We start from the raw sequence: 21128 nt of genomic DNA on the forward strand, positions 1-21128 counted from the left end.
AGCGACGACGGTCGGGCTCATCGGCTTTTGTTGCGTAGGCCGAGTTGGCGTAGCTCCAGCGCGGCCAGGGCGTCGACTGTCTCGTCGTCGCCGCGTCGCCAAGCCTCGGCGACGTCGGGGGCGATCCGGGTCAGCCGACCCAGCGGTTGGGTGGCCAGCGCGCGGAGCGCGAGCAGGTCCCGCCCTGCTGGCCCGGCGGCCAGTTTCGCGGCCGATCCGGCCCGGCGCATCCAGCGCAGCCGCAGCGGCAGCCAGCCGAAGAGCACCAGGCCGAGCGGAAAGATCAGCACTGCGATGGCGAGGGCGAGGGCGAGCTGGTCGACCAGGTGCTGCTGCTCCCGGCCGGCGTCGGCGAGCCCTCGGGCGGCGTCGGCGGCACGCTGGAAGGGCGCGGTCAGTTCGTCACCGACCAGCGGCACCCGGCGAACCTTGCCTCCGGCGTCGGCGAGGTTGTCGGCAAGGCCGGCGCCGGCGCCCTCCAGCTTCTGTCCGGGTACGGCGAGCTTCTGCACCAGGTCGTGCAGCCAGAGTGCGGCGCGGATCGCGACGTACACCCAGATGACGACGAGCAGGTCGGTGAGCAACTGGCGGACGGCGGTCGGAAACCGATCGGCGTAGATCTTCACGCCGGACAGCGTGCCACGAACGACAGCGGCCCGGCACCCGTCGATCGGCGCCTGGGAAGGTCCTCGGCCGGAGCGCCGCAGCCGGGCCCCGATCAGACTGGCCGCAGGTCCACAGAAAGCCGCGATCAGGCGAGCCGCAGGTCCACGAATGCGATGGTGTCACCCGGCAGGACGTACCGGTCGGTTTCCACGAAGCCGTGCTGGCGCGCGAACCGCAGGCCCTCGTCGTTGGACGCCAGGACGACGGTCTCGATCGCGGTCGCCCCCAGCTCGCGGGCCTGCGTTAGCCCGCGCTGGTAGATCTGCTCCCCGTAGCCGCGCCGACGGCTGCCGGGCAGGACCCGTGCGATCACGGTCGCGGCGTCGGGTGCCGGAGGCCGCACGGTGGAGCAGCCCACCGCCGTCCCGTCGAGGTACGCGACCTCGAGGATGTTGCGCTGGGCGCGAGCGACGATCTCGTCGGCCGACAGGGGAGCCGTGGGGATGATCGAGTTGTGGATGTGCTGCCAGTCCAGCAGTGCCAGTGCACTGCCTGCCGGCTGGACCGGCGTGAACCGAAGATCCGGCACGGCTGGTCAGCGCGCACACGCGGGGCAGGTGCCGAAGATCTCCACGGTGTGGCTGACGTCGGCGTACCCGTGCTCGGCGGCGACCCGGTCGGCCCAGCTCTCCACCGCCGGGCCGGCCACCTCGACCGTACGGCCGCAGGCCCGGCAGACCAGATGGTGGTGGTGCCCCTCGCTGCACCGGCGGTAGAGGTGCTCCCCACCCGGCGGGCGCATCACGTCGATCTCGCCCGCGTCGGCCAGCCCCTGCAAAGTGCGGTAGACGGTGGTCAGGCCGACCCGCTCGCCGCGCTGCCGGAGCATCGCGTGCAGATCCTGGGCGCTGTGGAAGCCCTCCATCTCGCCCAGCAGCGCGCTCACCGCCGAGCGCTGCCGGGTGTTGCGCACCGCGGCGCCGCTCTCGCTCATGATCCCTCCCCCGCGTGGCTGACCGCGTCCGCCACGATGTGCGCGACGTGCTCGTCGACCAGGCTGTAGGCGATCTCCCGGCCTCGGCGGGAGCCGCGCACCACGCCCGCTCCGCGCAGGACCCGCAGGTGCTGGGAGACCAGCGGTTGGGCGGCGCCCAGCTTTTCGACCAGCTCGTGCACACATCGTTCGCCGTCGGCGAGTTCGCTGACGATGGCCAGCCGGATGGGCGCCGACAGGGCTCGGAGCAGTTCGCTGGCTCCGTCGAAACCCTCGTAGCCTGTTGCGCTGGTCATCTTGCAACGGTAACCAATACCACCGACATCCGCCGATCAGGCTGAGGGCGCGTGCCGAAGCCCCTGGCGGGCCTGCGGCGGGCCCAGACGAGCGAGGGCGTTGACAACGCGCCCTAGTCCAGGACGACCTCGTGCGGCTCGGCGGCCGTCATGGACGCTGGCACGGCACGGCGGCGCAGCCCACGCCAGATCGCGCCGGCGACGGCCACCACCAGGAACGAGGCGATCGCCAGCAGCACCACCGAGGCCCCCGGCGGGGTGTCGGCGTTGGCGGCCACCCAGACGCCGGAGCCGGCGGCGAAGAATCCGAGCGCCATGGCGGCGGTCATCGTGCTGCGGAAGCCCCGGGTGACCTGCTGGGCGGTGGCCACCGGAACCACCATCAGCGCGCTGATCAGCAACACCCCGACGGCCCGCATCGCGATGGTCACCGTGACCGCGGTGGTGACCGCGATCAACAGGTTGAGGGTGCGCACCGGCAGGCCGGAAACGCGGGCGTACTCCTCGTCGTGGCTGATCGCGAAGAGCGCCGGCCGCAGGGCGATCATGGTGATCAGGATCGCCGCACCGAGCACTCCGACGGTGACCAGGTCGGCCGTCGACGTGGAGAGCAGAGATCCGAAGAGGTAGGCGTTGAGGTTGGCGCTCGTGGCGTCCGAGAGGCCGACCAGCAGGACGCCACCGGCGATGCCGCCGTAGAAGAGCAGGGCGAGGGCCAGGTCGCCGGAGGTACGCCCGCGAGCGCGGACCAACTCGATGGCGATCGCGCCGGCGGTGGCGACGAGCACCGCCACCAGCACCGGCGAGCGGTTCAGGAGCAGGCCCGCGCCGACGCCCGTCAACGCCACGTGCCCGATGCCGTCGCCGATCAGCGTGAGCCGCCGCTGCACCAGGTAGATGCCGAGCGCCGGCGCGGCGAGGCCGATCACCAGCGCGCCGATCAGGGCACGCTGCATGTAGGGGTACTGGAAGAGTTCCATTGTCAGTTGCTCCACAGCCCGGCGGGCTCGTCGGGACCGTGCGGGTGCACGTGGTCGTGGTCGGGCTCCGCGTGGTGGCCGGCCGGGTCCGGAACCGGGCCGTCGTGACAGATGCCGCCCTGGTGGACGACGACCGCCCGACTGATCACCGGTCGCAGCGGGCCCAGCTCGTGGGCCACCAGCAGGACCGTGCCGCCGTCGGCGACGAAGTCGCGCAACGCGCCGGCGAACGCTTCCTGGCTGGCCGCGTCCACCCCGGCGGTGGGCTCGTCGAGGATCAGCAGTTCCGGCTGGCCGGCCAGCGCGCGGGCGATCAGAGTGCGCTGCTGCTGACCGCCGGAGAGGGTGGACACCGGATCGGTGGCCCGGTCGGCGAGTCCGACCGCGTGCAGAGCCGCGTCGACGGCGACCCGGTCGGCCGCGCCGGGCGGGCGCAGGATGCCCCGGCGGGCCAGTCGACCGGAGGCCACCACCTCGCGGACGGTGGCGGGCACGCCTCCGCCGGCGCCGAGGCGCTGCGGGACGTACCCGATGCGCTGCCACTGGCGGAACTGGCGCAACGGCCGGTCGAAGAGGGTGATCGAGCCGGCGCCCAGCGGCACCAGGCCGAGGATCGCGCGAATCAGCGTGGACTTTCCGGAGCCGTTGGCGCCGAGGACCGCGACCACCTCTCCGGCGGTCACGGTGAGTGAGACGTCCTGGAGCACGGGACGGCCGTCGTAGCCGACCGCGCCGTGCTCGACGGTGATGACGGGGGTGCTCACGAGCAGCTCAACGCCGTCCGCAGGGTCTGCAGGTTGGTACGCATCACCGAAAAGTAGTCGGCGTCGCTGCCAGGGGCGAGTCCTTCGATCGGATCGAGCACCGCGGTCTTCGCGCCGACCTGGCCGGCGATCGTCTCGGCGACCTTCGGGCTGACCAGCGACTCGAAGAAGATCGTGCTGGCTCGGTGCTCCTTGGCCTCCTCGACGACCTGGGCGAGTCGCTGCGGCGAGGGCTCGACGTCGGGGCTCAGCCCGGTGATGCCGACCTGTTGGAGGCGGTAGCGGTCGGCCAGGTAGCCGAAGGCGGCGTGGCTGGTCACGATCTCCCGCCGCTGGCAGGTCGCCAGACCCTTGCTGAACTCGCCGTCGAGGGCGGTCAGGTCGGCGCGCAGGCTCGCGGCGCGGGCGGTGTACCCGGCGGTATGGCTCGGGTCGACCGTGCCGAGCTGGTGGGCGAGCTGGTCGCCGATGGCGGCGAGCCGGGTGGGGTCGAGCCAGACGTGCGGGTCCTTGGCGTGCTCGTGCCGCTTGTCGCCCTGTTCCTCTTCGCCCTCGTGGTTGTGGCCCCCGGCGCTCGCGTCCAGGAGCGGTTGCACGCTTGCCACGTCGAACACGCGGGCATCGTCGTCCTGCGCGATCGCCTCGTCCACCGCGGGCTGGAAGCCCTTCAGGTAGACGATCAGTTCGGCCTCGGTGATGTCGCCGACCTGGCGTGGGCTCAGTTCCAGGTCGTGCGGCTCGGCCCCGGGCTTGGCCAGGTTGGTGACGCGGACGTCGTCACCGCCGACGCGCTCGGCGAGGAACTGGAGTGGGTAGAACGCGGCCACCACGTCGACCCGTTGGGGATCGGCGCCGGCCGGGCCACCGGTGGAGCAGCCGGCGACGGCACCGAGGGCGAGCAGGGCGGTCGCGGCGGCCAGGGCGCGGGACGTGGTGCGGTTGGTCATGTGCCCAACTGTCCGTGGTAACGACAATGATTGTCAAAAACGCATGCTTGCATGTCAGAGCAGCTTCGCCAGACCCACCGTGACCAGCAGAGTCAGCATCAGCAGCCGGATCAGCCGGGTCTGCGGCGCCTGAACCGACCACGTGGTCGCCAACAGGGCGATCAGGGCGGCGGCTAGCGCCAACGTCAGCACCCCACCCACCGCCCCCGGCGTGAAGAACGCCACCAGCACCACCACCAGGGCGAGCAGGAACACCGACGTCGGGTTCGCCCCGGCCAGACGGGCCAGCAGGGGGCGCTGCGTACGCTGCATCCCACAGACTCTACGAGGAGGAACCCCCGGTGCTGGTGACCAACCGGTTCGTGGTCGACGTCGATACCGCCGACGGCTTCACCGAACGGGCGCACGCCGCCCTCACCGCGCTCGCCGCCTGCCCCGGCTACCTGCGCGGTCAACTGGTCCGGGCCCTGGACGACCCCCGGTACTGGTCACTCGTCACCGAGTGGGAGTCGGTCGGCACCTACCGGCGGGCGCTGGGCGCCTTCGAGGTCAAGGTGAGCGCGGTGCCGCTGCTCGCCGAGTCGGTCGACGAGCCGTCCGCGTACGAGGCGCTGGCCAACGCCGCGCCCGGGGGAGCCGTGGTGGTCGCCGAGAGTGATCGGGCCGCTGGTCCTTACCGCTGAGCCGTCGGGCACTACCCTGCTCCTATGACCGCACCCGCCCCGCCGCCCGGTCCCGGTGTGGCTCCGCCGTTCGCCGCACCGCCCACCGAAGGTCGGCGGACCCGGCTCTGGATCGGCCTCGGCGTCGGCGCCCTGGCCGTGCTGCTCTGCTGTGGCGGCGGAGGCACGGCCGTCGTCGGCCTGGCCGTGAGCGGCGTGCAGGCGGTACGCGAGCAGGGCCGCACGGTGACCGGCGACTATTACCAGGCGCTCGTCGAGCACAACTACGGCAAGGCGTACGACCAGCTCTGCGACGACGCGCAGCGGCATGAGTCCCGCCCCGAGTTCGAACGGCGGGCGGCCGCCGAGCCGCAGGTCACCGGGTTCCGGGTGGGCGAGGTGGACACCACCAACCTGACCGTCGGAGTCGACGTGACCCTCGACGGCGGCGAGCGGGAGCGGCAGCAGGTCAGCCTGGGCCAGGACGGTCAGACCGGCGGCATGGAGGTCTGCGGGGTGAGCTGACCCGCCCCCGGTATTCTGCTGGGCTCGGGACGCCGGTGGTCGTACCGTTGTCCCGAACCGACCGATCCATCCACATCTCGCCCCCGCCGACCGCCAGCCGGCGTAGGAGGAAACATGCCAGCCGACCGTATCGACGCCGTCGTCAGCCTCGCCAAGCGCCGAGGCTTCGTCTTCCCCTCCAGCGAGATCTACGGAGGCACCCGGTCGGCGTGGGACTACGGTCCGCTCGGCGTGGAGCTGAAGGAGAACGTCCGCCGGCAGTGGTGGAAGACCATGGTCCAGCAGCGCGACGACGTCGTCGGCCTGGACTCCGCGGTGATCCTGGCCCGCAAGGTGTGGGAGGCGTCCGGCCACATCGCCGAGTTCGTCGACCCGCTCACCGAGTGCCAGTTCTGCCACAAGCGGTTCCGGGCGGACCACATCGAGGAGGCGTACGAGGCCAAGCACGGCCACGCGCCCACCTCGCTCGCCGAGGTCAACTGCCCCAACTGCGGCAACAAGGGCACCTTCACCGAGCCGAAGATGTTCAACGGCCTGATGAAGACCTACCTGGGCCCGGTGGAGAGCGACGAGGGGATGCACTACCTGCGCCCGGAGACCGCGCAGGGCATCTTCGTCAACTACAAGAACGTCGAGACGGTCGCCCGTAAGAAGCCGCCGTTCGGCATCGCGCAGACCGGCAAGTCGTTCCGCAACGAGATCACCCCGGGCAACTTCATCTTCCGGACCCGCGAGTTCGAGCAGATGGAGATGGAGTTCTTCGTCGAGCCGGGCACCGACGAGCAGTGGCACGAGTACTGGCTCCAGGAGCGCTGGAACTGGTACCTCGACCTCGGCCTCTCGGCGGACAACCTGCGCCTGTACGAGCACCCCGCCGAGAAGCTGTCGCACTACTCGAAGCGCACCGTCGACATCGAGTACCGCTTCCAGTTCGGCGGGACCGAGTTCGCCGAGCTGGAGGGTGTCGCCAACCGCACCGACTTCGACCTCTCCACGCACAGCAAGCACTCCGGCGTCGACCTGTCGTACTTCGACCAGACCAAGGGCGAGCGCTGGATGCCGTACGTCATCGAGCCGGCCGCCGGTCTGACCCGCGCGGTGCTCGCCTTCCTGCTGGAGGCGTACGACGAGGACGAGGCGCCGAACACCAAGGGCGGCGTGGACAAGCGCACGGTGATGCGGTTCGACCCGCGACTGGCCCCGGTCAAGGTGGCGGTGCTGCCGCTGTCGCGCAACGAGGCGCTGTCGCCCAAGGCGAAGGACCTCGCCGCGCTGCTGCGCAAGCGCTGGGTGGTGGAGTTCGACGACTCGCAGGCGATCGGCCGCCGCTACCGCCGGCAGGACGAGATCGGCACCCCGTTCTGCGTGACCGTCGACTTCGACACGCTTGACGACAACGCCGTGACGGTCCGCAACCGGGACACGATGGGTCAGGAGCGCGTCTCCCTCGACCAGGTCGAGCGGTACCTGATCGAGCGCCTCCCCGGCTGCTGAGACACCGGGCACGGGGCCTCGGCCGACGCGATAAGCGCCGGTCGGGGCCCCGTACACTTGTGCGGTGACCGCCTCGACCGTGCCCGTGCTGCGCCCGTTGACCCTCGGGCCCTACGAGGTGTCGCCGCCGGTGGTGCTCGCGCCGATGGCCGGGATCACCAACATCGGCTTCCGTCGGCTCTGCCGCGAGCAGGGCGGCGGCATCTACGTCTGCGAGATGATCACGACCCGGGCGCTCGTCGAGCGGAACCCGAAGACGCTGCGCATGATCGCGTTCGGCGACGACGAGCAGCCGCGCAGCCTCCAGCTCTACGGCACCGACCCGGACGTCACCGCCGCCGCCGTGCGGATCGTCGTCGAACGCAACCTGGCCGACCACATCGACCTCAACTTCGGCTGCCCCGTACCCAAGGTCACCCGGCGGGGTGGCGGCGCGGCGCTGCCGTGGCGGCGCCGGCTCTTCGCCCGCCTGGTGAAGGCCGCGGTGGACGCCGCGGCACCCTCCGGGGTGCCGGTCACGGTCAAGATGCGCAAGGGCATCGACGACGACCACCTGACGTACGTCGAAGCGGGGCTCGCCGCGCAGGAGGCCGGCGTGGCAGCGGTGGCCCTGCACGGGCGGACGGCCTCGCAGCGCTACTCGGGCACCGCCGACTGGGATGCGATCGCCACGTTGAAGCAGGCGCTGGACGTGCCGGTGCTCGGCAACGGCGACATCTGGGAGGCGGACGACGCGTTGCGGATGGTCGCCCACACCGGCGTCGACGGCGTGGTCGTCGGTCGCGGCTGCCTGGGCCGGCCGTGGCTCTTCGCCGACCTGGAGGCCGCCTTCAACGGTCGGCCGGAGCGGCGGCTGCCCACCCTCGGCGAGGTGTCGGTGACCATGCGCCGGCACGCCGAGCTGCTTGTCGACCAGTTCGTGGCCGGCGCCCGCAACCCGGCCCGGGGTGAGCGGGACGGCTGCACCGACTTCCGCAAGCACGTCGCCTGGTACCTGAAGGGCTTCCCGGTCGGCGGCGAGCTGCGCCGCTCGCTGGCGATGATCGAGAGCCTGGCCCAGCTTGACGACCTGCTCGGCAAGCTCGACCCGGCGGAGCCCTTCCCGCTGACCGCCCTGGGGCAGCCGCGCGGCCGTACCAACTCGCCGGGCAAGGTCGCCCTCCCGGACGGCTGGCTGGCCAGCCGGGACGACGACACCGTCCCCGAGGGCGCCGAGATGGACGACTCCGGCGGCTGACCGGTGGCCGGTCCCGGATGGATCACCGACCTAGAAGCTGTTTCTCCCAGGTCGCCGCCTCGATGGCGCTTGGTCCCGCCTCGGTCGCGCTTGGTCGCGCCTGGTTCCAGCCGGGCGCACACTGATTCGTCTACGACATCAGCTCTAAAGGACCCGTGACACCACCAACGGGCCCTCGCCCGACCGCTCGTCGCCAAGATCCGCGCAACATCGGGGTTGTTGCTGTCTTGAGCGTGTCGGAGGCAGCAACAACGGGGAAGTTGCTCGGATCTTGGGCGCGGGGCGCGGGGCGCGGGGCGCGGGGCGCGGGGCGCGGGGCGCGGGGCGCGGGGCGACGTGACCTGGGCATGCCGAAGGGCCGGACCCCGTGGTGGGGTCCGGCCCTTGTCGGTGGTGCGGGTCGCGGGTCAGCTGGTGGCGTAGCCGCGGGTGGCGATCCAGTCGGCCAGGTGCTCGATGGTGATCTGGTACGAGGCGGTGTCCGGGTTGGCGGAGTCGGCGATCGTGACGACGTTGCCGTTGTCGCGGTAGCCGGTCACGCTGATGTAGTGCCCGCCCTCGTAGGAGTGGGTGTTGCCGTCGGTATCGGTGCTGGTGCCGGCGATGTTGGCGACCACGGCCCGACCGTCGTCCACGGTCTTGACCACGTCGGCGCGCAGCGTGTCGGTCTGCTTGGCGTCAGCGTCCGGGCTGCTGATCTCCACCGACCGGTAGGCGTCGGCCTTGCCGGTCTCCTTGTTCAGCACCGGGGTGATGTCGTTGATCGAGTTGGTGCCGGCCTCGGTGGTGCCCATCTCCTTGGCCATGGCGTCCACGTCGATGTTCTTACCCTGCACGCTCAGCGCGTTACGGGTGGCGGCGGGGCCGCAGTAGAAGAAGTTCGGCTGCGCCTCGTAGCGCACGCCGAGCTCCCGCTCACCGTGACCCTTGCGGTCGGACACCGTCTGGGTGGTGGGCTTGGCGTCGGCCATGGCGTACGCGGCGGTCACCGGGCCGGCGATCGCTCCACCGGTGAAGGCGAGGCCAGCGGCGGTCAGAGCGGTCTTGCGAATCAGATCGGTACGCATGATGGCGTGCTCCTCTGCTTCATCGGGGGATACGCGACGACACACCGGGGCATGTGCCGGGCGGAACGTTCACGGGGGCCGGCCCGGCGACCCGACAGGGCCTGCTCGGGGTTGTCCCGGAGGGTGGTGCAACGGTCCGGGGTGGCGGATCATTCCGCCAGGCCAGGGGGGCTTTTTCGGACCGGGGGCTGGCCGGTGGTGCTCGGCCGTGCGGGGGATGTAACGACGCCGGCCGGGCGGGTGTTCCCGGCCGTGGCCGTCGCGCACCGCGACCCGGAAGGCTCGGCGACCCGGGGGTACAACGACCCCGCCCGGCCCGCGATTCCGCCCCGACGATGACGCCGACCACAACGCAGCACGGCCCGCAATGGGACAAACCTCCCAGGCGCGACACGCGGCAGTGGATCACGGCGGATGTCGGGGTATCCGGGCGTGCGGAACACCCCGACATCGGCGATCCCGAGTCGATCATCGCCGGGTTGGCGACCTCGGGGCGTCTTCAGCGTTCTGCGGTGTCCGACGTCGCGGCGGGGCGTTGGCCCGGGATGGTCGGAGTGGCCGGCCAGGGGACCTCGGGGCTGCGGTGGAAGGTGATGCCGGCGGTGGACCAGCGCGGTCCGTGCCCGGCCAGGCGTTCGCGGAAACCGGCCCAGTCGTTTGTCGCACGGGGTGACCAGCCCAGCTCGGCGATGGCGGGCAGCCGGGGAAGCAGCAGGAATTCGATGTCGGCGAGCGAGGTGACCGATTCGGTCCACAGCGGGGCCTCCACCCCGAGTACGGCCGTGGTGGGCACGTCGGTGACGTGTGTGCCCGGGTCCCAGTCGTACGCGCGGCGCACGTCGATCAGGCCGGCCCAGTCGTGTCCGATCCGGGTGTCCTCGGCGTACTTCATGTCCAGGTAGGCGTGGTTGCCGGGGGAGACGATCAGACGAGCGCCCCGGCGGACGGCGTCGGCGGTGGCGGGGTCGGCGGCGTCCGTGCCCCACCATTGCAGGACCCGTCCGTCGACGTGTGCGGCCGGGGCGAGCTGGTGCCAGCCCACGACGGTCTTGCCGGTGTCGGCGACGATCCGTTGCGCCCTCTCCACGAAACCGGTGTAGACCTCGCCCTTGACCTTGAACGCCTCGTCGCCGCCGATGTGCAGCCATGGCCCCGGGGTGAGGGCGGCGACCTCGCCGAGCACGTCGGTGACGAAGTCGTACGTGCGCTCGTCGGCCGGGTCGACGTAGCTGAAACCGACCTCGGTGCCGGTGTACGGCGGCGGCGCGACCTTGTCCGGTGCCAGCTCCGGGTACGCGACGAGCGCCGCGTTGGTGTGGCCGGGCAGGTCGATCTCCGGGACGAGGGTGACGTGCCGGGCGGACGCGTACGAGACGATCCGCCGGTAGTCGTCCTTGGTGTAGTGCCCGCCCGGGCCGTCGCCGACCTCGCTCGCGCCGCCGACGGTGGCCAGCCTCGGCCAGGAGTCGACGGCGATGCGCCAGCCCTGGTCGTCGGTGAGGTGCAGGTGCAGGTGGTTGAGCTTGTAGCGGGCCAGGTGGTCGACCACCCGTAGGACGTCCTCGACGGCGAAGAAGTGTCGCGCCACGTCGAGCATCGCGCCCCGGTACGGGAAGCGGGGACGGTCGAGGATCGTGCCGCCGGGCAGCGCCCAGCGGCCGGCCACCGGGGTCGGGCTCTCCACGGCGGCGGGGAGCAACTGCCGGAGCGTCTGGACGCCGTAGAAGAGACCGGCGGTGGTCTCGGCGACGACGCGCACCTCGCTGCTGCCCACGTCGAGCCGGTAGCCCTCCGCCCCGAGGTCGGCGCTTCCGCCGGTGGTGGCCGGGGGCGGCGGTGTCGTGCCGGCCAGGGTGAGCGTCATCGGGCCGGCCGGGTCGACTGCGAGCGCGTCGGCGACGGGCAGCGGGAGTCCGGTCGCCGGTCGGAGCAGCTCGGCAAGGTGGTCGGCCACCTCCCGGGCGCCCGGGTGCGTGGTGACCCGGATGGCCGTGTCCCCGGCGAGCACGAACGTCGTCCCGGGGTCCGCTTCGAGGAGTTCCGGTGCCGGCACGACGTCGTCGAGGCGTACCGGCGGGGCGAGCAGGTCGTCGCCGGCCGTTCGGGCGGCGAGCGCCGCCAGGTCGCCGGCCTCCGGCTCGTGCGGGTGCAGGACGGCAGCGTCGGCGGTGGTCGGATCGGGCGTGGGGGAGGAGATTCCGAGGGTGGACACGACGGCTCCGGAAGGGGTTATTTCGCGTCGGATATGGCAAAAGCGAGCTTCGGTAAATCAGTGTCGTCAACAATACGAGGACCGGGGAAATTGCGTGATCGTGCGCGTGGAAGCGTTCCCAGAAACCGGTACGAACACGGATAGTCGTGACGGCTGTGCCTATTGTCACCGAACGGTCCCAGGTCACCCGATCTTCGCTTAACCTTTCGCCCTGAACCTTCGTTAAGTGTCAATCCGGCGCGCGTGGGAGGCTCTGGTGGCAGCGCAAAAGACCGACGATCACAAGTACGTCTACGACTTCTCCGAGGGCAACAAGGACCTCAAGGACCTGCTCGGAGGCAAGGGTGCCAACCTCGCCGAGATGACCAACCTCGGCCTGCCCGTACCGCCCGGCTTCACCATCACCACCGAGGCGTGCCAGGCGTACCTCGCGACCGGCCGGGAGCCCGACGGCCTCGCCGGTCAGATCGAGGCGCACCTCCAGGCGCTGGAGCGGGAGATGGGCAAGCGGCTCGGCGACCCGGGAGACCCGCTGCTGGTGTCCGTCCGGTCCGGTGCGAAGTTCTCCATGCCCGGCATGATGGAGACCGTCCTCAACGTCGGCCTCAACGACCAGAGCGTGGTGGGACTCGCCGCGCAGGCCGGCCAGAACGACCGCTTCGCCTGGGACTCGTACCGCCGGCTCATCCAGATGTTCGGCAAGACCGTCTGCGAGGTGCCGGGCGAGGAGTTCGAGCACGCCCTCGACGAGGTCAAGAGCGCCAGGGGTACGCAGAACGACCTGGACCTGGACGCGGACGACCTGCGGGGGCTCGTCGACGCGTACAAGAACATCTTCGTCAAGCACACCGGCCGGGAGTTCCCGCAGCAGCCGCGTGAGCAGCTCGACCTGGCGATCCGGGCCGTCTTCGAGTCGTGGAACGCCGAGCGCGCGGTGCTCTACCGTCGCCAGGAGCGCATCCCGGCCGACCTCGGCACCGCGGTCAACGTGGTGACAATGGTCTTCGGCAACCTCGGCCCCGACTCCGGCACCGGTGTCGCGTTCACCCGCGACCCGGGCAGCGGGGCGCAGGGCATCTACGGCGACTACCTGGCCAACGCCCAGGGCGAGGACGTCGTCGCCGGCATCCGCAACACCGTGCCGTTGCAGGAGTTGGAGCGGCTGGACAAGTCCTCCTACGACGAGCTGCTGTCGATCATGGCTCGGTTGGAGGAGCACTACCGGGATCTGTGCGACATCGAGTTCACCATCGAGCGCGGCAAGCTGTGGATGTTGCAGACGCGGGTGGGCAAGCGAACGGCCGCGGCCGCGTTCGTCATCGCCGGGCAGCTCGTCGACGAGGGCCTGATCGACGAGGACGAGGCGCTGCACCGGGTCAACGGGGCGCAGCTCGCCCAGCTCATGTTCCCCCGCTTCGAGCTCGACCACGAGTTCGAGGCGGTCGCCACGGGCATCGGCGCCTCGCCCGGCGCGGCGTCCGGTGCGGTCGTCTTCACCTCCGCGCGGGCCGTCGAGCTGGCCGCCGAGGGGAAGTCGGTGATCCTGGTCCGCCGGGAGACCAACCCGGACGACCTGAACGGCATGATCGCCGCGCAGGGCATCCTGACCTCGCGCGGCGGCAAGACCAGCCATGCCGCAGTGGTGGCCCGGGGCATGGGCAAGACCTGTGTCTCCGGCGCGGACGAGATCGACGTGAACGTGCCGGCGAAACGGTTCACCGTGGCCGGGCGGACCGTCACCGAGGGCGACGTCGTCTCCATCGACGGCACCACCGGCAAGGTCTACCTGGGTGAGGTGCCGGTCATGCCGTCCGAGGTCGTGCAGTACTTCGAGGGCAGCCTCGACGCCGAGCACGTCGACAATCCGCTGGTGCGAGCCGTACACCGGATCATGACGCACGCCGACGGGAAGCGGCGGCTGACGGTCCGGACGAACGCCGACACCGGCGCGGACGCGGCCCGGGCCCGGCGCTTCGGCGCCGAGGGCATCGGGCTGTGCCGCACCGAGCACATGTTCCTCGGCGATCGGCGGGAGCTTGTCGAGCGGCTGATCCTGGCCCGCGCCCCGGGCGAGCGGGAGGCGGCGCTGGCGGCGCTGTTGCCGTTGCAGCGGGCCGACTTCGAGGAGATCTTCCGGGAGATGGACGGCCTGCCGGTCACCGTCCGGCTCATCGACCCGCCGCTGCACGAGTTCCTGCCGCCGTTGGAGCAGCTCGCGGTCAACGTGGCGGTCGCGCAGGAGCGCGGCGAGGACGTGGCCAAGGAGGAGGCGCTGCTCGCCGCCGTCCGGCGGATGCACGAGGAGAACCCGATGCTCGGGCTGCGGGGCGTACGCCTCGGCCTGGTCATCCCCGGCCTGTTCGCGATGCAGGTCCGGGCCATCGCCGAGGCCGCCGTCGCGGTCGTCCGCGCGGGCGGCGTCGCCCGACCCGAGATCATGGTGCCGCTGGTCGGGGCCGTGCAGGAGTTGGAGACGGTACGCGCCGAGGCCGAGAAGATCATCGCCGAGGTGGTCGGGGACAGCGGTGTCGAGGTGCTGATCGGCACGATGATCGAGGTGCCCCGGGCGGCGCTGACCGCCGGCCAGATCGCGGAGGCCGCCGAGTTCTTCTCGTTCGGCACCAACGACCTGACGCAGATGGGCTGGGGCTTCTCCCGCGACGACGTCGAGGGTGCCTTCTTCTGGCGCTACCTGGAGCTGGGCATCTTCGGCATCTCGCCGTTCGAGTCGATCGACCGTGACGGCGTCGGCCGGTTGATCCGGATCGCCGCCGAGGAGGGCCGGGCCGCCCGGCCGGGGCTGAAACTCGGTATCTGCGGTGAGCACGGTGGCGACCCCGACTCGGTGCACTTCTTCCACGAGGTCGGGCTGGACTACGTGTCCTGCTCGCCGTTCCGCGTGCCGGTGGCACGCCTGGAAGCCGGCCGGGCGGCCGTGGAGACCGACGGCTCGGACAGTCGCTGACGCGCGGCACGGCGGCGGCCCGGGGGACCGGGCCGCCGCTGGCGTTCGCCACCCGCCGAAGGGTCGGGGGCGCATCAGGAGGCCGCGACGGGCGTAACCTTGGCTCGCTCGCAAACGGCTGATTGTGCACGCCGTCGAACGGGAAGGGTGACTGAATGACAAGCGTCTGGGAGAGCCTCACCGTCGACGCCCGCGATCCGGCGCGGCTGGCCCGCTGGTGGGCCGAGGCGCTCGGCTATCAGATCGTCACCGAGAAGCCGAGCGGCGTGGAGATTCGCCAGTCCGCGGATCGGACCCCCGCCATCTTCTTCGGCCCGGTGGCCGAGGGCAAGGTGCGCAAGAACCGGCTGCACCTCGACCTGCGCCCGGCCGACCGGGAGGCCGAGGTCGAGCGTCTGGTCGACATGGGCGCCCGGCACGTGGACATCGGCCAGGGCGACGTGCAGTGGACGGTGCTCGCCGACCCGGAGGGCAACGAGTTCTGCGTGTTACCTGAGCAGTGAGCAGCGATCCCGCCGATCGGTTGGTGGTGGAGCCGCCGAAGGACACCGGCCACCGTCGGTCGCCGTACGAGCGTGACCGTGCCCGGGTGCTGCACTCGGCCGCGTTCCGCCGGTTGGCCACCAAGACGCAGGTGCACACCGCCGGCACCGACGACTTCCTGCGTACGCGGCTGACGCACTCGTTGGAGGTGGCCCAGATCGCGCGTGAGATGGGTGCCCGGTTGGGCTGCGACCCGGACGTCGTCGACGTCGCCGGGCTCGCCCACGACCTGGGGCATCCGCCGTTCGGGCACAACGGCGAGGCCGCGCTGGACCTGCTCGCGACGCCCTGCGGCGGCTTCGAGGGCAACGCGCAGACACTGCGGGTGCTGACCCGCCTGGAGGCGAAGGTGCTCGCCCCGGACGGGTCGTCCGCCGGGCTGAACCTGACCCGGGCGTCGCTCGACGCGATCGGCAAGTATCCCTGGCCGCGCCGCCCGGGGCAGCGCAAGTTCGGGGTGTACGCCGACGACACGGCGGTCTTCGAGTGGCTCCGGGCCGGTGCGCCCGGCGACCGGCGCTGCCTGGAGGCGCAGGTGATGGACTGGGCCGACGACGTCGCGTACTCGGTGCACGACGTCGAGGACGGCATCCACGGCGGGTACGTCACACTGCGTCCGCTGCTCACCGACGCCGACGAACGGGCCGCGCTCTGTGCCGACGTGGCCGCCACGTACTCGGGGGAGTCCCCGGGCGACCTGGCCGAGGTGCTGGTCGCGTTGCTGGCCGACCCGCTGCTCGCCCCGCTCGCCGCGTACGACGGCAGCCACCGCGCCCAGGTCGCGTTGAAGGCCACCACGAGTGGCCTGACCGGCCGGTTCGTGTCGGCGGCGGTGGCGGCCACGGAGGAGCGGTACGGGCCGGGCCCGCACCGTCGGTACGCCGCCGATCTGGTGGTGCCGAGGCTGGTCCGGGCGCAGTGTGCGCTGCTCAAGGGCATCGCCCTGCGCTACGTGATGCGGCGCAGCGGCTTTCGGGGTCGCTACGAGCAGCAGCGGACGATGTTGGCCGAACTGGTGGCCGCGCTCGTCCGGCGGGCACCGGACGGGCTCGACCCGATCTTCGCTCCGCTGTGGCGGGCCGCGCCGGATGACGCGGCCCGGTTGCGGGTCGTGATCGACCAGGTCGCCTCGCTCACCGACCCGGCGGCGGTGAGCTGGCACACGCGTCTGGTCGGCGACGGCGCACCGATGGCGGGCACCTCGACAACTTAGGTTAACCTAAGTGCATGACGGAACGCCCCAGGAACGTCACCTCGGTCCAGGTGCTGCGCACCGAGCGACCCACCCCGCACCTGATCCGGCTCGTCCTCGGCGGTGACGAGCTGGCCGGCCTGCCGGTGGGCGAGTTCACCGACCACTACATCAAGCTGGTCTTTCCGCACGCCGGCGTCGCGTACCCGCAGCCGCTGGACCTCGCCGCGATCCGCCGCGACATGCCCCGCGAGCAGTGGCCCCGGCTGCGGGCGTACACCGTGCGACGGTGGGACCCGCTGGCCGGGGAGCTGACCGTGGACGTGGTGTACCACGGCGACGAGGGGCTGGCCGGCCCGTGGGCCGCAGCGCTGCGGCCGGGCGATCCGGTGCACTTCGTCGGCCCCGGCGGGGCGTACGCGCCGGACCCGGACGCGGACTGGCACCTCCTGGTCGGCGACGAGAGTGCCCTCCCGGCGATCGCCGCCGCGCTGGAGCGGCTGCCGCTGGGCGCGCCGGCACACGTCTTCGTGGAGATCGCCGACCCGGCGGACGAGCAGAAGCTGCTCAGCCCCGGAGCGGTCACGCTCACCTGGCTGCACCGCGGCGAACGCCCGGTGGGCGAGGCACTTGTCGACGCGGTGCGCGCGCTGGAGTTCCCGGCCGGTCAGGTGCACGCCTTCGTGCACGGCGAAGCGGCCTTCGTCCGGGACCTGCGCCGACTGCTGCGCGGCGAGCGCGGGGTGCCCCTCGACCGGCTCTCCATCTCCGGCTACTGGCGGCGGGGCATGGACGACGAGGGCTGGCGCTCCTCGAAGGCCGACTGGAACCGGCAGGTCGCCGCCGAGGAGCCGGCCGCCGCGTGAGCGTCGGCCAGCTCAGTCCTCGGCCGTCGCGGTGAGTCGTCGGGTGAGCAGCACCGCGTACCCGACGACCGCCACGGAGAGCAGGGCCAGCATCAGCTTCGTCCCGTGCACCGCCGCGGTGATGAGGATGGCCGAGCCCACGCCGTAGCCGGCGATGCCCAGACGACCGATGCTCGGCCGGTTCCACACCGAGTGCAGCGCCAGCCCGCAGAGCATCCAGACGGTGAGCGAGGCGGCCAGCAGGAGCCGCAGCTCCATCGGCAGCCGGACCACCTCGTCGTCGGCCAGCCGGACCATCTGCCCGAGCGCCCAGCCGAGCAGCAGTAGCGCGCCGCCGAGCGGGATGTGCAGGTAGGCGTACGTCTGGCCGCCGCGCAGCCGTCGCTGTGATTCGCGGGTGGTGACGAACGTGGTGTAGACCCACCAGACGGCCGCCGGCACCAGGAAGGCCAGTCCCGCCGTGACGATCATGTGCGGCCGGGGATGGTCGGGCACCGCGAAGAGGAGGCTGGCCAGCGCGCTGCCCAGCACGATGATGGTGAACTGCCCGATCCGTTCCGGCAGGTGCTGGTCGTCGACCGGAAACCGGTTCAGCCAGCGCTTGCCGACCCACGGGGTGGCCAGCTCGATGAGCATCGCGACGATCCACAACGTCGGGCGCGTGTCGGTGGGTGCGGCCAGCGAGGCCAGCCAGATCAGCCAGCCCGACCCGAAGCCGAGCAGGTAGATCGTGGTCACCGTACGGGACATCGGGCCGGTCGGCCGGGCGCGGACGTACAGCAGGAGCAGCACGCCCCGCACGATCAGGTAGCCCACCGGCAGGAGCACGCTCTCCGGCACCTCGTCCACCCCGAGCGTGATCGTCCCCGCGCCGACCAGCGCGACCAGCACCAGGATCCGGTGCGGTACGTCGTCCGGGTCGAAGCGGGTGTCGTAGAACACCTGGCCCAACCAGGCCCACTGGACCACGACGAAGAGCCCCAGCACGGCCAGCACGGCGCTCGGCGACGGGGTGGGATCGTCGCCCAACCGGCGTGTCACCGCCGCCAGCGCGTACACGAAGATGAGGTCGAGGAACAGCTCCAGCCAGGTTGCGTGCCGTTCGCCGGCCTCGCCGGCCTCGCCGGCCCCGTCGGCCTGCGGGCCCCGCCCCCGTATCCGCAGCCGGCCGGCCAACCAGTCCGGTGGTCGGGGCCTGTTGGCGCGTACCCTGCCCATCTGGTCATGGTCCCCGCGCGGACCCGCCGGCCGGGCCGGAACGGGCGAGTCCGACGGCGGCCCCCGCCACACCGGCGTCCCCCGGAGGGCGTGTCGTCGGTCCGGCAGGGCAGGATGTACGGCGAGGGGGTGGCGCATGGCTGGGCGGATCCGGGACGAGGACATCGCGCTGGTCCGGGAACGCACCTCGATCGGGGACGTGATCTCCGAGACGGTCACCCTGAAGTCCGCCGGTGGCGGCAACCTCAAGGGCCTGTGCCCGTTCCACGACGAGAAGAGCCCGTCGTTCAACGTCTCGCCGGCCCGCAACGTCTGGTACTGCTTCGGCTGCGGGGCCGGCGGCGACGCGATCAAGTTCCTGATGGACGCGGAGCACCTCAGCTTCGTCGAGTCCGTCGAGCGGTTGGCCGGGCGCGCCGGCATCCAGCTCCGCTACGTCGAGGACGACCGGAGCGCCCCGCGTCCGCGCCCGCAGCAGGGCCAGCGTCAACGTCTGGTCGCCGCGCACGCCGCCGCCGTGGAGTTCTACCGGGCGCAGCTCAGCACCGCCGGGGCCCGGCCGGCACGGGAGTTCCTGGCCCGACGGGGCTTCGACCGGGCCGCCGCCGAGCGCTACGGGTGCGGGTTCGCGCCGGAGGGCTGGGACCTGCTCACCAAGCACCTCCGTCAGCAGGGCTTCACCCACCAGGAGCTGGTCACCGCTGGGCTGTCCCGGGAGGCCCGCTCCGGCAGCCTGATCGACAGGTTCCGCCGCCGGCTGCTCTGGCCGATCCGCGATCTGGCGGGCGACGTGATCGGCTTCGGGGCGCGCAAGCTCTTCGACGACGACGACGGCCCGAAGTACCTGAACACCCCCGAGACGCCGATCTACAAGAAGTCGCACGTGCTCTACGGCCTCGACCAGGCCAAGCGGGAGATCGCCAAGCAGGGCCGTGTGGTCGTCGTCGAGGGCTACACCGACGTGATGGCCTGTCACCTGGCCGACGTGCCGACGGCGGTGGCGACCTGCGGCACCGCGTTCGGCGCGGACCACATCGGGGTGCTGCGCCGGCTCCTGCTGGACACCGACTCGGTGGCCGGCGAGATCATCTTCACCTTCGACGGGGACGCCGCCGGCCAGAAGGCGGCGCTGCGCGCGTTCGGCGACGACCAGCGCTTCGTCGGGCGGACGTTCATCGCCGTCAGCCCCGACAACATGGACCCGTGTGAGCTGCGCCTGGCCAAGGGTGACCTGGCCGTGCGCGACCTGGTCGCCCGCCGCGAACCGCTCGTCGACTTCGCGCTGCGGCACGAGATCAGCCGCTTCGACCTGGACACCGTCGACGGCCGGGTGGAGGCCATGCGCCGGGCCGCGCCGCTTGTCGCGCAACTCAAAGACCGGGAAAAGCGCCCCGAGTACGTCCGCAAGCTCGCCATGGACCTCGGGATGGAGATCGAGCCGGTGCAGCGGGCCGTGCTCGCCGCCGCGAACACTCCGCCGTCCGGTGGCCGGGACGCCGCGCCCGCCGCCCGGCCCGCCCCGACCCGCCCCGAGGTGTCGGTGGACAGTCCGCAGTCGATGGTCGAGCGCGAGGCGTTGAAGCTCGCCCTGCAACAGCCGGTGCTGGCCGGGCCGATGTTCGACGCGATCGAGGCCAACGAATATCGCCACCCGCTGCACGTGGCCGTGCGGGCGGCCGTCGCCGAGGCCGGCGGCGTGGCGTCGGCGACCGGTGGCGCGGTCTGGATCGAGAAGGTCCGCGACGCCTGCGACGACCTGGCCGCCGCGGCGCTGGTCGGTGAGCTGGCCGTGGAGCCGCTGCGCATCGACGGCGAGCCCGACCCGCGCTACGTGTCGATCACCATGGCCCGGGTGCAGTTCGGGTCGGTGACGGCCCGCATCCGTGATCTGAAGTCGCGGATCCAGCGGATCAACCCGGTCAACAACAAGGACGAGTACTTCGCCGCCTTCGGGGAGCTGCTGTCACTGGAACAGCACGCCCGGGCGCTGCGCGAGCAGGCCGCGGGAGGGCTCTAGATGGGACTGTTCAGCCGTAAGCCGAAGCTGCCTCCGGCCGACCGGCCGCCGTTGGCCGCCGACGAGCGTGTACTCGCGTGGGCGGCGGTCGGCAACGGCGAGGGCGACGGCGTGGTCGTGGCCAGCAACCTCGGGCTGTGGCTGCCCGGGCGCGGGCACCGCATCGGCTGGCACGACCTGATCAAGGCGGTCTGGTCGGGCCGGGAGCTGACCGTCACGCCCGCCGAGACCGTCGTCGAGCGCGACGGCTACCTCGTGGTCGCCGACGGGCCGGCCGAGACGTACCTGCTGCTCGACCCCGGTGAGCTGCCGCACCAGGTACGGGCCCGGGTGACGCGTTCCGTCGCGTACACCGAACACCACCCGGTGCCCGGCGGCGCGGCGCGCGTCGTGGCCCGCCGGGTGGCCGGCGTGGACGGTCTGACCTGGACGGTCCGACCCGACCCCGGCACCCCGGCGGACGACGAAGCCCTGCTCGCCGAGACCGACCGTCTGGTCAGCGCGGCGCGCGCCGCCACCGCGCCGGCCGACTGAACGGCCGGG

The 21128-nt window shown here is 71.7% G+C and carries 20 protein-coding genes and 1 pseudogene; 10 read left to right on the forward strand and 11 right to left on the reverse strand.

Annotated elements, in window-relative coordinates; translation table 11 throughout:
* Window positions 1-17 precede the first annotated feature (17 nt).
* The 8 genes from ABZU91_RS23495 to ABZU91_RS23530 all read right to left on the reverse strand — a co-directional run bounded on the left by ABZU91_RS23495 (window position 18) and on the right by ABZU91_RS23530 (window position 4899).
* Window positions 18-626 carry a hypothetical protein gene (locus tag ABZU91_RS23495; protein ID WP_355244193.1) on the reverse strand — a complete coding sequence of 203 codons (609 nt, stop codon included), beginning with the start codon at window positions 624-626 and terminating at the stop codon, window positions 18-20.
* Between the two features lie 125 nt (window positions 627-751).
* Entirely contained in the window at window positions 752-1195 is a 444-nt protein-coding gene (locus ABZU91_RS23500) for a GNAT family N-acetyltransferase (protein WP_355244195.1), read from the reverse strand.
* A 6-nt stretch (window positions 1196-1201) separates the two neighbouring features.
* Window positions 1202-1600 (reverse strand): Fur family transcriptional regulator, encoded by a 399-nt coding sequence (locus ABZU91_RS23505; protein WP_355244198.1) that lies wholly within the window; start codon window positions 1598-1600, stop codon window positions 1202-1204.
* Entirely contained in the window at window positions 1597-1896 is a 300-nt protein-coding gene (locus ABZU91_RS23510) for a metalloregulator ArsR/SmtB family transcription factor (protein ID WP_282257156.1), read from the reverse strand. The genes ABZU91_RS23505 and ABZU91_RS23510 overlap by 4 nt, the downstream gene beginning before the upstream one ends.
* Window positions 1897-2009: 113 nt before the next feature.
* The gene (locus ABZU91_RS23515; protein WP_355244202.1) at window positions 2010-2876 is read right to left on the reverse strand and encodes a metal ABC transporter permease; all 867 of its coding nucleotides are present in this window, start codon (window positions 2874-2876) and stop codon (window positions 2010-2012) included.
* Window positions 2877-2878: 2 nt separating this feature from the next.
* The gene (locus ABZU91_RS23520) at window positions 2879-3640 is read right to left on the reverse strand and encodes a metal ABC transporter ATP-binding protein (protein ID WP_355244205.1); all 762 of its coding nucleotides are present in this window, start codon (window positions 3638-3640) and stop codon (window positions 2879-2881) included.
* Window positions 3637-4587, reverse strand: coding sequence for a metal ABC transporter substrate-binding protein (locus ABZU91_RS23525; RefSeq protein WP_355244208.1), 951 nt, complete (start codon window positions 4585-4587; stop codon window positions 3637-3639). Before ABZU91_RS23525 ends, ABZU91_RS23520 begins: the two co-directional genes overlap by 4 nt.
* A 54-nt stretch (window positions 4588-4641) precedes the next feature.
* Window positions 4642-4899: a hypothetical protein gene (locus tag ABZU91_RS23530; RefSeq protein ID WP_355244210.1), complete on the reverse strand. Its 258-nt coding sequence runs from the start codon at window positions 4897-4899 to the stop codon at window positions 4642-4644.
* Window positions 4900-4928: 29 nt separating this feature from the next.
* Between ABZU91_RS23530 and ABZU91_RS23535 the strand changes: the two genes are divergently transcribed.
* From ABZU91_RS23535 to dusB, 4 genes are all read left to right on the forward strand, one after another.
* Window positions 4929-5270: an antibiotic biosynthesis monooxygenase gene (locus ABZU91_RS23535; RefSeq protein ID WP_355244213.1), complete on the forward strand. Its 342-nt coding sequence runs from the start codon at window positions 4929-4931 to the stop codon at window positions 5268-5270.
* A 24-nt stretch (window positions 5271-5294) separates the two neighbouring features.
* Window positions 5295-5774 carry a hypothetical protein gene (locus ABZU91_RS23540; protein ID WP_355244215.1) on the forward strand — a complete coding sequence of 160 codons (480 nt, stop codon included), beginning with the start codon at window positions 5295-5297 and terminating at the stop codon, window positions 5772-5774.
* Between the two features lie 114 nt (window positions 5775-5888).
* Complete coding sequence (locus ABZU91_RS23545; RefSeq protein WP_234587283.1) at window positions 5889-7268, forward strand: glycine--tRNA ligase; 1380 nt, start codon at window positions 5889-5891, stop codon at window positions 7266-7268.
* A gap of 64 nt (window positions 7269-7332) precedes the next feature.
* Window positions 7333-8505, forward strand: coding sequence for a tRNA dihydrouridine synthase DusB (gene dusB / locus ABZU91_RS23550; protein WP_355244219.1), 1173 nt, complete (start codon window positions 7333-7335; stop codon window positions 8503-8505).
* Window positions 8506-8912: 407 nt separating this feature from the next.
* On the opposite strand, the gene ABZU91_RS23555 is transcribed toward dusB, so the two are convergent.
* Window positions 8913-9572 (reverse strand): C39 family peptidase, encoded by a 660-nt coding sequence (locus ABZU91_RS23555; protein WP_355244222.1) that lies wholly within the window; start codon window positions 9570-9572, stop codon window positions 8913-8915.
* Window positions 9573-10071: 499 nt separating this feature from the next.
* Window positions 10072-11769 (reverse strand): beta-N-acetylhexosaminidase, encoded by a 1698-nt coding sequence (locus tag ABZU91_RS23560; protein WP_355244326.1) that lies wholly within the window; start codon window positions 11767-11769, stop codon window positions 10072-10074.
* Window positions 11770-12040: 271 nt separating this feature from the next.
* Here ABZU91_RS23560 and ppdK point away from each other — a divergent pair, with 271 nt between their 5' ends.
* The 4 genes from ppdK (at window position 12041) to ABZU91_RS23580 (ending at window position 17350) form a co-directional block, all read left to right on the forward strand.
* The gene (ppdK, locus tag ABZU91_RS23565; RefSeq protein WP_355244225.1) at window positions 12041-14749 is read left to right on the forward strand and encodes a pyruvate, phosphate dikinase; all 2709 of its coding nucleotides are present in this window, start codon (window positions 12041-12043) and stop codon (window positions 14747-14749) included.
* Between the two features lie 155 nt (window positions 14750-14904).
* Window positions 14905-15252 (forward strand): VOC family protein, encoded by a 348-nt coding sequence (locus tag ABZU91_RS23570; RefSeq protein ID WP_355244226.1) that lies wholly within the window; start codon window positions 14905-14907, stop codon window positions 15250-15252.
* Complete coding sequence (locus ABZU91_RS23575; protein WP_355244228.1) at window positions 15249-16505, forward strand: deoxyguanosinetriphosphate triphosphohydrolase; 1257 nt, start codon at window positions 15249-15251, stop codon at window positions 16503-16505. Before ABZU91_RS23570 ends, ABZU91_RS23575 begins: the two co-directional genes overlap by 4 nt.
* 14 nt (window positions 16506-16519) lie before the next feature.
* Complete coding sequence (locus tag ABZU91_RS23580; RefSeq protein ID WP_355244231.1) at window positions 16520-17350, forward strand: siderophore-interacting protein; 831 nt, start codon at window positions 16520-16522, stop codon at window positions 17348-17350.
* A 12-nt stretch (window positions 17351-17362) separates the two neighbouring features.
* Here the strand turns inward: ABZU91_RS23580 and ABZU91_RS23585 are convergent, their stop codons facing one another.
* The gene (locus tag ABZU91_RS23585) at window positions 17363-18568 is read right to left on the reverse strand and encodes a low temperature requirement protein A (protein ID WP_355244234.1); all 1206 of its coding nucleotides are present in this window, start codon (window positions 18566-18568) and stop codon (window positions 17363-17365) included.
* 114 nt (window positions 18569-18682) lie between these two features.
* On the opposite strand from ABZU91_RS23585, the pseudogene dnaG reads away from it, so the two are divergent.
* Both dnaG and ABZU91_RS23595 read left to right on the forward strand, forming a co-directional pair.
* A pseudogene (gene dnaG / locus ABZU91_RS23590) lies at window positions 18683-20585 on the forward strand (DNA primase).
* Entirely contained in the window at window positions 20586-21119 is a 534-nt protein-coding gene (locus ABZU91_RS23595; protein ID WP_355244237.1) for a hypothetical protein, read from the forward strand.
* Window positions 21120-21128 lie beyond the last annotated feature (9 nt).

Source organism: Micromonospora sp. NPDC005174, from assembly GCF_040608495.1.
Taxonomy (GTDB): Bacteria; Actinomycetota; Actinomycetes; order Mycobacteriales; family Micromonosporaceae; genus Micromonospora.

Coding starts and splice junctions, on each gene's coding strand:
- ABZU91_RS23570 (WP_355244226.1), top strand. CDS start 14,905: ATGACAAGCGTCTGGGAGAGCCTCACCGTCGACGCCCGCGATCCGGCG.
- ABZU91_RS23555 (WP_355244222.1), bottom strand. CDS start 9,572: ATGCGTACCGATCTGATTCGCAAGACCGCTCTGACCGCCGCTGGCCTC.
- ABZU91_RS23525 (WP_355244208.1), bottom strand. CDS start 4,587: ATGACCAACCGCACCACGTCCCGCGCCCTGGCCGCCGCGACCGCCCTG.
- ABZU91_RS23595 (WP_355244237.1), top strand. CDS start 20,586: ATGGGACTGTTCAGCCGTAAGCCGAAGCTGCCTCCGGCCGACCGGCCG.
- ABZU91_RS23510 (WP_282257156.1), bottom strand. CDS start 1,896: ATGACCAGCGCAACAGGCTACGAGGGTTTCGACGGAGCCAGCGAACTG.
- ABZU91_RS23580 (WP_355244231.1), top strand. CDS start 16,520: ATGACGGAACGCCCCAGGAACGTCACCTCGGTCCAGGTGCTGCGCACC.
- ABZU91_RS23545 (WP_234587283.1), top strand. CDS start 5,889: ATGCCAGCCGACCGTATCGACGCCGTCGTCAGCCTCGCCAAGCGCCGA.
- ABZU91_RS23530 (WP_355244210.1), bottom strand. CDS start 4,899: ATGCAGCGTACGCAGCGCCCCCTGCTGGCCCGTCTGGCCGGGGCGAAC.
- ABZU91_RS23505 (WP_355244198.1), bottom strand. CDS start 1,600: ATGAGCGAGAGCGGCGCCGCGGTGCGCAACACCCGGCAGCGCTCGGCG.
- ABZU91_RS23540 (WP_355244215.1), top strand. CDS start 5,295: ATGACCGCACCCGCCCCGCCGCCCGGTCCCGGTGTGGCTCCGCCGTTC.
- ABZU91_RS23515 (WP_355244202.1), bottom strand. CDS start 2,876: ATGGAACTCTTCCAGTACCCCTACATGCAGCGTGCCCTGATCGGCGCG.
- ABZU91_RS23585 (WP_355244234.1), bottom strand. CDS start 18,568: ATGGGCAGGGTACGCGCCAACAGGCCCCGACCACCGGACTGGTTGGCC.